The sequence below is a fragment of the Parabacteroides acidifaciens genome, assembly GCF_003363715.1.
GTDB lineage: Bacteria > Bacteroidota > Bacteroidia > Bacteroidales > Tannerellaceae > Parabacteroides > Parabacteroides acidifaciens.
On the sequence record NZ_QREV01000005.1, the window covers coordinates 13132 to 27226 of the forward strand.

Sequence of the window (14095 nt, forward strand, 5' to 3'; positions counted from 1 at the left end):
TATAGTTAATTCTAAGTTAGAATAGGATAAATGATATAGATGAGGGATAATTACCCCGGATGTAACTTGAAATGTATTCCGGTAAAACAGATGTTACATCCGGGGTAAATATAGGAGAGAGATACGAGTTTATTCGTAATTCGGATTTTGTGTCAAACTCGGATTTGTTTGTCTTTCAATATATGGAATCGGCCACAGGTAATCCCTGTTTTTGTCGAATTTGCGAATATCAACGATACGCATCTTAAAGTCCGCCGATTCACCACTTTCGGCAATAGGTATGCCTTCATAGAAAGCGGTTCCCCATTCATCCATGCGCGGCGCTTTGTCCGGATATGACTTTTTCATTCGTCCTAAAAGAGGCTGATTCATTACAACTTCAGCAATTTTCCAGCGACGGATGTCGAACAATCGCAAGCCTTCACCGGCAAACTCATATTTGCGTTCGCGGGCAACAGCATAAAACAGTTCGTTGGGATCGGTTGTCGTAATAGGAGGCATGTTGACAGAAGGACGGCGGCGCACCTTATTGATGGCATCCAATACGGATGCATCGATTTCCCCGGCTTTGATTTTTGCTTCGGCATAGGTCAGCAATACTTCCGGATAGCGGATCAGGATCGTATTCATGTCACAATCGTTCAGTGCATCTTTGTCTTCAATGTTGGCATATTTACGCCAGCAGATACCGGTAAATGTGGCATACGCATGAGTTGCCTCCAAGTTGTCTACCCGTTGGTTTGTCATATAATTCCAACAGAGCAGGCTATCGCCGTGAGTCTCAAACTGGAATCCCAGGAATTCTGAACCGGAAACTGCTAATGTGAACTCTAAGCGCGGGTCTCTGTTTTTGTACGGGTGTTTCGGATCGAACAGCGGAGACTTATCTATTTGCTTCCCGTCCGTGCATTCCCATGCGTCGGCCAATTGATACGCCGGTTTCTTGTTCGTATGAGCCAATGCGTTACGGGAACCGAACAGACGGTAGAGCGCATGAACCTGTGTTCCTAATAAATATTGAACGGAGAAAATCACCTCTTTGGATGTTTGTCCCTCATATTTGAATAGTTTGGAGTAATCGTCTTCGATGATATACTCCGTTCCTTCCATTGCCATAACGGCCTGTGATGCTGAAATAGCATCCTGCCAGCGTTCGTTGTATAGTGCGGTTCTTGCTTTTAAGGCTAAGGCAGCACCCTTTGTCGCATGGCCAGAGGTCGGGTTATTGGCCGAAGGGAGGTTTTCAGCAGCTTCCGTATATTCCTTTAAGATGAAATCGACGACTTCGCTTTTCGGATTTCTCGGCTGCTGCCCCGTTTCCAGTGTCAGCACTTCCGTAACCAAAGGTACGTCTCCGTATAGTTCGATTAAATAGGAATAATAAAGTGCGCGGAGGAATTGGGCCTCTGCCTTGATTTGGGCATAGGTCGCAGGAGCTACATTTTCTTCTCCTCTTGACATGTTTTCTAAAAGATAATTACATTTGGCAATACCGGCATAGAAGGATTTCCAATAGTCTCTGGCAAGATCGCTGTTCGCATCCGCAGCGCCTTGTGCGATCGTTTGCATGGCATTAGTGTTACGGTCATATCCTATGTCGGATGCTGCATCCAAAGCCAAAAAGAATGTCATGGTTTCCCAGTTGGTCCATAAGGCGGAATAGCAGGAAGCCAGTGCCATTTGCATTTCAGTCTCAGTCGCCAGGAAAGTCTGGTCCGAAGGAGAGTTCAACGGATTCTTGTCCAGGTAGTCGCTACACGAATTCATGCATAACGCAGAACATACGGCAGTTATATATAATATTACTTTTTTCATTTTCCGAATTAATTTAAAGGTGAACATTAAAACTTAAGATCTATACCGAAGCTGATCGTCTTCAATTGCGGATAATAGCCTCCGTTTCCGACAGGAGCCTCAACATCGAATCCATCCCAGAAACTGTCGATCGTCAACAAGTTATCGCCACTGACATAGAACCTCAGGTAAGAGATCGGTGTTTTTCTTAAGATATTCTTTGATAATGAGTAGCCCAATTGTATGTTTTTCATACGGACATATGCTGCATTCTTCATCCAGAAAGATGAGTTTTGCATATTGTTTGTTTCATTAAATGCCAAACGAGGGAACTTAGCATTCCTGTTTTCCGGAGTCCAATAGTCCTTGTGTTGTTCTTGAACGGTTCCTCCCTCAACAAAAGTCTGGATTCCCTGACCATTGATGTAGCCGTCTGCTTTGCCGACTCCTTGGAACAACATACTCAGGTCAAATCCCTTATATTCACCATAAAGAGATAAACCGAACGTGTAACGCGGAATTGTTCCGCCAATGATAACCCGGTCGCTTGTGTTGATCACGCCGTCACCATTCTGGTCTTTGTACTTGATATCGCCGGGGCCGAAGTTTCCGTATTGTGTCGCTCCCAGATAGTTCCCGTCTGCATCGTAGTCTTCCGGCTGGATATAGCCGATAGCTTCCAAACCATAAAGTGAATACATTTCATGTCCTTCGCGACTAACGGTCAGTCCGGTTTCGTTTACTCCTTTCATATCCAAAATCTTATTACGGACATCAGAAATATTAAAAGATGCACGATAGTTAAAATCGCCGACGTTATCAGCATAGCTTAGAGAGAGTTCCCAACCTCTGTTCTCCATTTTACCGGCATTCTGTGAAGGTGCGTTCATACCGATGATAAGAGGCACGTTCAGTTTCATCAGGATATCGTCGGTTACTTTGTAGAAGTAATCGGCCGTGATATTTAGTTTGCCGAATAAGGTCGCGTCAATACCGATATCCGTGGAAGTTGTCGTTTCCCATGTGATCTTTCTGTTTGCCATATTCGTAATAGCAGCGCCGGATGCGATGGTTTTGTCGAATACATATTTTGTATCCAGGCTTACATTGGAAGAGAATGGATACGGATCGATTGCCGAGTTATTCGCATTCATTACATTCTGGTTTCCTAATTGTCCCCATGATCCTCTGAATTTAAGGTTATCTACGACCTCTTTTAGCGGTTCCCAGAAGGCTTCTTCCGATATACGCCATCCTACGGATACGGATGGGAAAACACCCCATTTGTTTCCTTCTGCAAACCGGGAAGAACCGTCGTAACGTATATTGGCTTCGAATAGGTATTTACCTTGATAATCGTAGTTGATACGTCCGAAGATAGAGCGTAAAGACCATTCGAAAGAATTACCGTACGCTTTCTGGTTATCTTCACCACCGGCATCCAATACAGGATAGTCGGGGAATGCATAGTTCTCGCGATACCCTCTGTGCATATCATACCGATGGTCTTCCTGCTGATAACCGACCATTGCTTTGATACCGTGATCATTGAATTGCTTTTCAAATGTGGCAGAAGCCGTTAACAGATTCCTTAGGTTTCTCTGCGTTTCATCATTTAACGTACTTTTCTGTGGCGCACGGTAATAAGGAGAACCGTCATATTTGTAAGTCTGGACCATCTTTGTGAAGTTGGTAATATGATTTTCCCAATAATTGGCAGCATAGTCGCCTTGGAGTGTCAACCATTCTACCGGTTTGTAAGTTAAGCCCAGATGGACGACAGCGGTCGGCTTTCTCTGTTTCTTCAAGCCTCCGTCATTTGTGAAGGCAATCGGGTTATCGCCATTCCAACCTTCACCCCATTGTCCGGTACTAAGGACACCTGCTTGAATAGCAGGAATACGACTCATCCAATGGAATGCATCATTTCTGGAAGGTTCTTTCTGGTCTACCATCGTAAGGTGTGCATCAATGCGGGCAGAAAGCGTTGAAGATACATCCATGTCCGTATTCATACGGAATGTGTAGCGTTTGTAGTTCGTGTTTTCAATAATACCTTCTTGATCCATGTAGCCAACACTGGCATTTGTACGGATACGTTTCGAACCGCCGCTTAATGTCACGAAATGGTTCTGCATCAATCCGCTGTTTGTCAAACATTCATCATACCAGTCAGTATCCGGATAGCGATCCGGATTTGTCAACATTCCCTGTCGGTATTCTTGGATATATTCATCAGAATACAAGGGGGATTTACCAATATTGGTATAAGCAGTATTTGTCATTAACATATGGTCGATCGCACCTACTTTGTTTGGTAGGTCGATTGCGCTCTGCCAACCAACGTAACCATTATATGAAACTGTAAATTTATCCGCTTCTGCACGTTTTGTGGTAATCAGGATTACACCGTTTGCAGCACGTGAACCGTAGATTGCAGAAGAGGCAGCATCTTTCAGCACGGATATCGATTCGATCAGAGACGGGTCAATATCATTGATTCCCATTTCGACTCCGTCTACCAAAATTAATGCATCATTGTTGTTCAAAGTCGTTTTACCGCGGATACTGATATTTCCACCGTCGGCACCTGGCTGTCCGCTTCGTTGCGTAATAGCAACACCCGGGATGAGTCCCTGCAGGGCCATTGAAGTCTGACCAACCTGACGTTTGGTCATATCTTTAATAGACACTGATGCGACGGAACCGGTCAGGTTTGCCTTTTTCTGTGTACCATAACCTACGACTACAACTTCTTCGATTCCCTGCAGGTCTTCTGCTAATTTGATATCAAATAAGTTTTTGTTGCCTACCTGAATTTCCTGCGTGAGATATCCTATGTAAGATATCTGGAGTACGGAAGATGCTGCAACGTTGAGACTGAAACTTCCTTCTGTATCGGTGATAATACCGTTGGTCGTTCCTTTCTCGATTACATTTGCCCCGATGATAGGTTCACCGTTCACATCCGTTACTTTACCGCTAATATGCTTGGTCTGTCTTTGCTGGGCGGCATATACTTTCCGGGTGATGTTGATATTGCGGTCGCTGATTGTGTAAGTCAGATCAGTATTGGCTAATGCCTGTGAAAGGACTTCATCGATTTGTTTGTTTTTTGCCTGGATGCTGACTTGAACATTCTTAACTTCTTCGTCTACGTAGAAGAACAGAAATTCGCTCTGTTTTTCTATTTGGGAGAACAGATCGATAAGGGACATCCGCTCTGCTTTTACTGATACGGTTGTAGTTTGGGAATAAGATGATTCCACGGCTACCACCTGGAACAGAGCTACGAATAATAAGATAATCGTGATTCTCATAATTGTGAAGAGTTTTTTTAAGCCTTTGGGTAAGAAAGACTTGTAATACGAAACATTTTCCATATTTTTGTACTGATTTAAAGATTGATAATTCGCTTCCTCCACAATGTTTGGTCGCGGAGCGGAAGAAGCGGGATATTAAATTTAAAGACTTAAAACCGGTTGTGCTTTCAAGTATGACCGGTTTTTTTTAGGTTAACGCTGGTGTTATTCCATAGGCATTATCTTTTTTTAAGTGTTACATATTGGATATAATAGACTCCGTTGCTGTTGCTCCACCGAATAGGCAGACTGCGGGAAATTACTTTCAATATCTGTTCGATACTCTGTTCTTTGCTGAATGTGCCGGAAACTGTTACGGTCGGCTTCTTCAACTCTTCGTTGTCGATCTCGATATCTACCTTGTATGTGTTTTTCAGTTCTTCAATCAGCTCGATAAATGGGATCGATTTATATTTTAGCAGCCCGTCTTTCCAAGAGGTAAAGGTATCTGTGTCAACATGCTTGATACCAACTTTGTTAGTCGATCGACTGAAAGTCAATTGTTGGTTCGGTGTCATGACGATGTTCTGTTTGGCTCCTTCGAAACGGATGGAACCTTCTACTAAAGTAGCCGTGATATCGTCAGAGTCCGAATCTGCTTTGACATTGAAATGCGTGCCTAATACGATGATAGAGGCGCCGTTCATCTCTACTTGGAAAGGCTTCTCCGGATTTTTTGCAACCTCGAAATAAGCTTCCCCTTCCAATTTGACATCACGTTTGTTTTTCCCATATTTATCGGAATAGCTCAAGCGGCTGTTTTTGTTCAAAGTGATGACTGTACCGTCTTCTAATGTGAAGTTGGATTTATGTTCGTCTGTCAGCAGTGTGTAATATTCCGACACATGATTATTAGTATAATAAAAGAGGAATGCGGTGGAGAAAATGAACAGTAAGGTGACGGCTGCAATAAGAGGGGCATAACTTCGCCATGACTGTCTTTTTCTGTTGTGCCTGTCCTGAACCTTGATTTGTTGGAGCAGCTTTTCAGCTGAGAAAGCAGGGGTCACGGATTGCTTGAATGCGACATCCGCATCCCAATAATTTTTGAGCCGACGAAATTCTTCCCGATTATTTTCGTTATCGTTCAGCCATTCGCTTAACGAAAGGATGTCCTCCGAAGTGCTTTCTCCGCTCAGGACACGTGCAATTATATGGTTTATTTTGTTTTCCATTTTATGTGTTTCTATAAATATAGTCGCATCAACAAAAAAAAACCCTTAGTCGTCTTGGAAAAAATATGTAGGGATGCCGGAGGTATAAGCCGGTTCGGGTTGCTGTTTATGTCCATGTAGGAATGGATGGACTGGCATGTAGAGGTTGTCCCGCGCCATCTGCTATTCATGTTACAGCCGTGAAACAAAAGAAAGATAACTGTAACATAGAAGGAAGACAGTTGTGACATGAAAAGAATACAGTTGTAACATGCAATAGGGGACGGATCAGAAATGTTAAATTGAAGTATCTTCAGCCAATGCTTCCCGCAGTTTCCGGACAGCGTTGGCCAGGTGTGCTTCCAGGGTTTTGACGGAGATGTCGAGGATGTCGGCGGCTTCCTTGTATTTGAGCTTGTCTTCGCGGATGAGCTTGAATGCGACCTTGCATTTTGCGGGCAGGGATTCGATTGCCATATTCAGGCGTTTAATCCCTTCCTGGCTGATGAGGTCTTCTTCGGGAGTCGTTTCGGTAGAGGTGAACAAGTCGATGGATACTTCATCAAGAGATATCTTTTCCATGTTCTGTTTGCGATAGTAGCTGATCGCTTTGTGGCGGGCAATGGTATAAATATAGGAATCGAAGTTAGCCACGCCGGGGAGTTGCTGGCGGCTGTTCCAAAGGGCCAGGAATGTATCGGAGACGATCTCTTCGGATTCTGTTGGCGATGAGACATACAGGCTTACGAACCGCATTAACCGTCCGAAATAGGACATGTAAAGCGATTTAAGAGCCGTTTGCGAGTCAGACAGAGCCATTTCGCAAACCCATTGCATGATATTGTCTCGATTCTCTCCCAAATATGAGTAAGATTAACAATGTTCTATATAAGTAGTCGCGAATGTAGAGAAAAACCCTTAGCCTGGATAACATTATTTTCGGATTAACTGTTTTCAAATGCAAGTAGTCATGATTGTAACAAGTTTGTAACATCTATGTCATTTGTGCGTAATATTTGTTTCAGACCTTTGCAACCAAATAAGATAACAAGCAATTATGGAGACATTCTATCTCTTTCTGATTATTTTCCTCTTTATACTGGCAATATTCGATTTGTCTGTCGGAGTTAGTAATGATGCGGTGAATTTTTTGAATTCAGCAATAGGATCGAAGGCTGCATCGTTTAAAGTTATTATGGTGATTGCTGCTGTCGGCGTATTCGTCGGCGCTTCACTTTCCAACGGCATGATGGATATTGCCAGGCACGGGATTTACCAGCCGCAACATTTCTTTTTCTCGGAGATTATGTGCATTTTGCTGGCTGTCATGTTGACCGATGTGGTGTTATTGGATATTTTTAATTCCTTAGGGATGCCTACGTCGACAACCGTCTCATTGGTTTTCGAGCTATTAGGCGGTACGGTTGCGATTTCATTAGTCAAGATAGCCAATTCGAACGGTATGCTGCAACTGGGCGATTTATTGAATACGGATAAGGCGTTTACCGTGATATTGGGTATTTTCCTTTCCGTTGCAATCGCTTTCTTCTTCGGGACAGTTGTGCAATATATTTCGCGTCTGATTTTTACGTTTAACTATAAGAAGCACGCTAAATATTTCGTGGGCCTGTTTGCCGGTCTGGCTGCCACGTCCATTCTTTATTTTATGCTGATAAAGGGATTGAAGTCGAGCTCTTTTATGGAAGTCGACCTGAAGGAGCTGATTTATGGAAATACGGATAAAGTGGTGTGGGGGGCTTTCATCTTCTTTACGATTCTGATGCAGGTGTTGTATTGGCTGAAAGTAAATGTATTCAAGGTTGTGATCCTGATGGGTACGTTTGCGCTCGCACTTGCTTTTGCCGGGAATGACCTGGTGAACTTCATCGGTGTTCCCCTGGCCGGTTATTCTTCTTATATGGATCTGATGGCACAGGGTGGGACGACCACGACGAATACATTCCTGATGGAATCTTTGCTCGAACCGGCTAAGACGCCCTGGTATTTCCTGTTTGGTTCCGGTATTGTGATGGTCATCGCGCTTGCAACCTCAAAGAAGGCGCATAATGTGGTGAAAACATCCCTCGATCTTTCCCGCCAGTCGGAGGGAAACGAAAACTTCGGGACATCTCCGGTTGCACGTACGCTGGTCCGTACCTGCAACAATATATCCAATACGATTCTGAGCGTTGTCCCTCCGCGCATGAAGGACTGGATAGACAGTCGTTTTGATAACAGCGAAATGATTCTTGAGGATAAGGCCAGCTTCGACCTGGTCCGTGCTTCCGTCAATGTGGTGCTTTCCGGTTTGCTGATTGCTGTGGGTACTTCGTTGAAGTTGCCGCTGTCTACGACTTATGTGGCTTTCATGGTGGCAATGGGTAGTTCGTTAGCTGACCGTGCCTGGGGACGTGAGAGTGCTGTTTACCGTATTACCGGTGTGTTATCCGTGATCGGCGGTTGGTTCATTACGGCGGGAGCGGCTTTCACAATCTGTTTTATCGTTGCTTTGCTGATCCATGTCGGAGGTATTGCGGCTATGGCGGCAATGGTCGGGTTGGCTGTTTATATGCTGATTCGCAGTCATCTTACCTATCGCAAAAAGATGAAGAAAGAAGCGATGCAGCAAGAGGTCGATTCTACGATTTCCAAACTGCGTGAGACAACGGATAAGCGCGAGGCTCTTTCCCTGTTCCGCGAACATAGCCGCGAAGAACTCTGCAATGTCCTGAACTTTGCATCGGATGCTTTCAACCGTTCCGTTCATGGCTTTATGGATGAGAACCTGCGTGAACTTCGTAAGGTGATGAGTGCGGTCGAGGAGAAGAAGAGCTACCTGAAGCAGGTGAAACGTGTCGGAACGCTGGGCGTGACTCAGTTGGAACATGATATTGCGATCGATAAAGGATTGTACTATTACCAGGGAAATGACTTTGCGAGCGAGATCATATTCAGTATCCGCCGTCTGACGGAACCAGGCAAAGAGCATGTCGATAACCATTTCAGTCCGTTGAGTGAGGTTCAGAAAGAGGATTTTGGAAAGATGACCGACAATATTGTGTCTTTCCTCAAACGTGGCGCCGCTATGATTGAAAGCAACGATTACCACCGTCTGGATGACCTCGTTGCCGAATCGACTGAACTGAATGCAGGGCTCACGCTCCTGAAGAAAGAGGAACTGAAGCGTATCCAGGGACAGAGTGGAAGCACGAAAGTGAGCATGGTGTACCTGAATATGGTGCAGGAGGCGCAGAATGTGGTTGCATTTACGACGAATCTGTTGAAGGTTAGCCGCAAGTTCCAGAAAGAATAATGGATGTTATAATGATAACATTTTCTTCTCTTTAATCAAATCGGTTTCGTTCATTTGGAGGGACGGTACGGTACACATTTTGATGTAATCGCCCGTCTGGCAGGTGTAGTCGTAATAGGCTTGCTGTTCGGGCGTGAAGTCCTCCTTTTGAACCAGACCGCTTTCCATAGTTAGGAATTCTTCTGTATTCGTGCTGTCGGACTCCTTGATTAGCAGGATGCGGCGGGCAACCGGGTTTCGGTTGTAGTCAAGGCCGATATACAGGCCGCGCAGTTGCCGGGGATTCCGGAAGAAGGGGATCTGCAGGTAGACTGTAACTAATGTAAATTGCGGGGACGGGTTTTCGCTGAACATGCAATAGAAATTCTGCGGGTCGCCGATGACGCCCATTCCCCATTGTGCTTCCCCATAAGCGTTCAGCCGCCCGATACGGATATGCTCTTTGTTCTCCGACAGGTTGATGATGAAAGGTTCTACTTTCAGGCAGTCCGACGAGGATGAAAGGCTGTAACTGGTGTAAAGCCCGCATATATTGTCGACCCGGTGAATCGACAGTTGCACTTCTTCCTGTAAATGTTCAAGGAAAGGATTTGCTTTCCGGGTGTCGTTTACGGCAGGTTCCAGTTTATCTAACCGCTCCAATAAATCCGGGAGGATGGAAAGCAATCTGCGTTTGGAAATATTGTTGACCAGAACGAGCGCACGTTCCAATGCTTCTTCCTGCGGACAATTTTTCAGCCCCTCAAAATAGGCCGGGAGCACTGTCGTATATAAAGAAGACAGGATACTGGGAGCCATTTCGGCGCAGTCGGCTATTTCTTTCATTTTTACCCCGTTGTTTCGCAAATATTCTATTCGTTGATAGAGTTCCCGGAAGTCGTCCATATTGTTTTTTGTTTACTGTTTTTGTATTGCAAAATAAGTACAGGCATATTGCATTTGTGTTACATGAATATTACATAAATATTGCTTTATAAATCATTGATTTATAGCAGGTATTAATAATAAACATTCATGTTTTCAGTAATATTGTTGTAATATGCCGCCTGTACTTTTGCTGCCGTAAACAAAATGACAGCATGTTATGAACAGACGGTTTTCCGATTTTCTTTTTATCCTTTGGGCCGGCGGTGCCGCTCTTCTTTCTTACTCATTGGTCTATGCCTTGCGCAAACCGTACACGGCGGCAGCTTTTGCGGATGTCGATTTCTTCGGAATGGATTATAAGGTAGTCGTGACGATTTCCCAGATATTGGGGTATGTGATTTCCAAGTTTATGGGGATTAAGCTCATCTCCGAGTTGAAACGGGAAGAACGTCTGAAATTTATCTTGATGTCTATTGTCATGGCGGAACTTTCGTTAGTGTTTTTCGGGTTGCTTTCCGCTCCTTATAATATTGCGGCGATGTTCCTGAACGGCCTGTCGTTAGGTTGTATGTGGGGAGTTATTTTTAGCTTTATCGAGGGACGGCGGATGACGGATATCCTGGCCAGCCTCTTAGGCGTCAGCATGGTGATCAGCTCGGGTACGGCCAAGTCGGCGGGGCTTTTCGTGATGAATAACCTGCATGTGAATGAGTTCTGGATGCCTGCATTGATCGGTGCGGTGGCATTACCGGTTTTGGCACTGTTAGGATATGTGCTGAACCGTTTGCCGCAGCCTACCGAAGAAGACATAGCGATGAAGTCGGAGCGGGCTACGCTGAACGGGAAACAACGCTGGGAACTGTTTCGGAACTTCATGCCCTTTCTTCTGATGTTGTTTGTTGCCAATATCGCCATTGTGGTGTTGCGCGATATAAAAGAGGATTTTCTTGTGAATATCATAGATGTCTCCAACTATTCTCCCTGGCTTTTTGCCCAGATCGACAGTGTGGTGACGCTTATTATCCTGGGGATATTCGGGCTGATGGTCTTTGTAAAGGACAATCTGAAAGCTCTTTCCATTCTTTTTTGTCTGATTATTACGGGGATGATTGTGATGTCTGTCGTCTCTTTCGGGCAGGAGCGGTTCCGGCTGTCTCCCGTTGTCTGGCTCTTTGTCCAGAGCCTTTGCCTGTATATTGCTTATCTTACTTTCCAGACGATTTTCTTCGACCGGTTCATTGCCTGTTTCAAGATTCACGGGAATGTGGGATTTTTTATTGTGACGACAGACTTCTTAGGATACACCGGGACGGTGCTTGTGCTCGTACTGAAGGAGTTTTGTAATCCCCATATCGATTGGGCTGTGTTTTACAACCAGTTTGCGGGGTATGTCGGTATTTTCTGCTGCATCACCTTCATCTGTTCCTTTGTATATTTGCACCAGCGTTTCCGGAGGGAAAACGGCTTGACAGCCAAAAGCGACGAGGTGTTTGATGCAACTCCACAGAATGCCATCACGATGGCTTGATGAATGAATAAGTATAATATTGAAATAAGAAAGTTATGAAAAAGATTTCGTGTGTGATTATGGACTGGGCCGGAACGGCTGTCGATTTCGGCTGTTTTGCCCCTCTGAATGCTTTCCTGAAGGTTTTCTCCGAAGAAAAAGGAGTAGATATAACCTACCGCCAGGCGCGTGAGCCGATGGGGCTGTTGAAAATAGACCATATCAAGGCGATCCTGAATATGCCTGAAGTGACAGACAAATTCCGGGCGCGTTATAACCGCGACTGGAACATGGATGACGTGAACGAGATGTACCGGAGTTTTGAAAAGCACCTGTTTGCTTCGCTCCGCAACTTTACGGATCCGATCCCCGGCGTACTGGAAACGATGGAAGTGTTGCGCGGACAGGGCATCCGGATCGGTTCGACCACCGGCTATACGCAGGCGATGATGGATGTGGTTCGTCCCGACGCTGCCGCCAAAGGATATGTGGTGGATAATCTGGTTACTCCGGATGATGTTCCCGCCGGGCGTCCTGCTCCGTATATGATTTATAAGAATATGATCGACCTGGCTATCCCTTCTGTCGATAATGTGGTGAAAGTGGGCGATACGATTGCCGATATCAAGGAAGGGCTGAATGCGAAAGTCTGGAGTATAGGCATCGTCACCGGCAGTAACGAGATGGGCTTGACAGAAAAGGAATACAATCATCGCTCTGCCGACGAACTGGCAGAACTGAAACGGGAAGTTCGCCAACGTATGTTGAACGCCGGTGCCCATTTCGTCCTCGACAACATCACGGAACTTCCGGCCTGCATCGAAAGAATTAATCGGTAAAACATCATTTAGATATCACAAAAACATCATAAAAACATCATGAATACAAAACGAAACTATCTATTACTTACCCCCGGCCCTTTGAGTACGTCCGAAACGGTTCGTGAAGCCATGTTGCAGGACTGGTGCACGTGGGATAAAGATTATAACGAAGGAATTGTCACTCCGATCCGTAAAGGTCTGTTGGCTATTGCCGGTCTGAATGAGGATAAATATACAAACGTCTTGTTGCAAGGAAGCGGCACATATTGCGTGGAAGCGACTATCGGTGCTGCCGTAAAACCGACCGATAAACTGTTGATCCTGGCAAACGGCGCTTACGGCAAGCGGATGGCTCAGATTGCCGGATATTATCATATCGACCACGTACTGGTTTCTTTGCACGAAACCGAACTGATCACCGGTGAAGTGGCCCGCCAGGCACTCGAAGCCAATCCGGGCGTCACTCATCTGTCAATGGTGCATAGCGAAACAACCACCGGCTTGCTGAATCCGATCGAGGAGGTGGCAGAGGTGCTGAAAGGCCGTGACATTACCTTTATTGTCGATGCGATGAGCAGCTTCGGCGGTGTGCCTATCGATATGAAAGGGCTGGGCATCGACTTCCTGGTCAGCAGCGCCAACAAATGTATCCAGGGCGTTCCCGGTTTCGGCTTTATCATCGCAAAGAAGGATAAATTGGTCGCAACGAAAGGCAATGCCCGTTCCCTCTCGCTCGATATCTATGCACAATGGGAAGCGATGGAGAAAGGCGGCGGCAAATGGCGCTTCACTTCTCCCACGCATGTGGTACACGCGTTCTATCAGGCCATGAAGGAACTGAACGAAGAAGGCGGCATCGCAGCCCGCTCGGGACGTTATAAGAAGAACCACCGCACACTGGTCGACGGCATGCGCGCCTTGGGCTTCGAGACATTATTGCCCGATGCCTCGCAAGGCCCGATCATCACCTCTTTCCGTTATCCTTCGACCGACTTTGATTTCGCCTCTTTCTACGAACAGCTGAAAGCAAAAGGGTTCGTCATTTATCCGGGTAAGATATCCGATGCCGACACCTTCCGTATCGGAAACATCGGCGATGTATTCCCTGACGATATGAAAGCGCTTTTACAGGCGATTCAATCGATAAGATATTAAAATAGCAAGTGTATGGTTGTGAGCTAAGGAGAATTTCGTTTCTTTGCAACCGAAAATCAATACACAGTTTCGTGAAATATTTCGTTTGCATTTTACTGTTCTTATTTCAGTTCACAATAGAA

General features: G+C 45.4%; 9 protein-coding genes. 4 read left to right on the forward strand and 5 right to left on the reverse strand.

Annotated features, from left to right (window positions below):
• Positions 1-129 precede the first annotated feature (129 nt).
• The 4 genes from DWU89_RS03295 to DWU89_RS03310 form a co-directional block, all read right to left on the reverse strand.
• Positions 130-1815 carry a RagB/SusD family nutrient uptake outer membrane protein gene (locus tag DWU89_RS03295; RefSeq protein ID WP_158543318.1) on the reverse strand — a complete coding sequence of 562 codons (1686 nt, stop codon included), beginning with the start codon at positions 1813-1815 and terminating at the stop codon, positions 130-132.
• Positions 1816-1841: 26 nt separating this feature from the next.
• Positions 1842-5114: a TonB-dependent receptor gene (locus DWU89_RS03300; RefSeq protein ID WP_158543320.1), complete on the reverse strand. Its 3273-nt coding sequence runs from the start codon at positions 5112-5114 to the stop codon at positions 1842-1844.
• A 221-nt stretch (positions 5115-5335) separates the two neighbouring features.
• Positions 5336-6331 carry a FecR family protein gene (locus tag DWU89_RS03305; protein WP_115498256.1) on the reverse strand — a complete coding sequence of 332 codons (996 nt, stop codon included), beginning with the start codon at positions 6329-6331 and terminating at the stop codon, positions 5336-5338.
• A 276-nt stretch (positions 6332-6607) separates the two neighbouring features.
• Positions 6608-7147 carry an RNA polymerase sigma-70 factor gene (locus DWU89_RS03310; protein WP_167451626.1) on the reverse strand — a complete coding sequence of 180 codons (540 nt, stop codon included), beginning with the start codon at positions 7145-7147 and terminating at the stop codon, positions 6608-6610.
• 220 nt (positions 7148-7367) lie between these two features.
• Between DWU89_RS03310 and DWU89_RS03315 the strand changes: the two genes are divergently transcribed.
• Positions 7368-9623 carry an inorganic phosphate transporter gene (locus DWU89_RS03315; RefSeq protein ID WP_115498258.1) on the forward strand — a complete coding sequence of 752 codons (2256 nt, stop codon included), beginning with the start codon at positions 7368-7370 and terminating at the stop codon, positions 9621-9623.
• 6 nt (positions 9624-9629) lie between these two features.
• On the opposite strand, the gene DWU89_RS03320 is transcribed toward DWU89_RS03315, so the two are convergent.
• Complete coding sequence (locus DWU89_RS03320) at positions 9630-10508, reverse strand: hypothetical protein (protein ID WP_115498259.1); 879 nt, start codon at positions 10506-10508, stop codon at positions 9630-9632.
• Positions 10509-10707: 199 nt separating this feature from the next.
• Between DWU89_RS03320 and DWU89_RS03325 the strand changes: the two genes are divergently transcribed.
• From DWU89_RS03325 to phnW, 3 genes are read left to right on the forward strand one after another with little or no spacing between them, the layout of a single operon-like run.
• Positions 10708-12018 (forward strand): DUF5690 family protein, encoded by a 1311-nt coding sequence (locus DWU89_RS03325; RefSeq protein ID WP_115498260.1) that lies wholly within the window; start codon positions 10708-10710, stop codon positions 12016-12018.
• A 35-nt stretch (positions 12019-12053) separates the two neighbouring features.
• Positions 12054-12836 carry a phosphonoacetaldehyde hydrolase gene (gene phnX, locus DWU89_RS03330; protein WP_115498261.1) on the forward strand — a complete coding sequence of 261 codons (783 nt, stop codon included), beginning with the start codon at positions 12054-12056 and terminating at the stop codon, positions 12834-12836.
• A 39-nt stretch (positions 12837-12875) separates the two neighbouring features.
• Positions 12876-13973: a 2-aminoethylphosphonate--pyruvate transaminase gene (phnW, locus tag DWU89_RS03335; RefSeq protein ID WP_115498262.1), complete on the forward strand. Its 1098-nt coding sequence runs from the start codon at positions 12876-12878 to the stop codon at positions 13971-13973.
• Positions 13974-14095 lie beyond the last annotated feature (122 nt).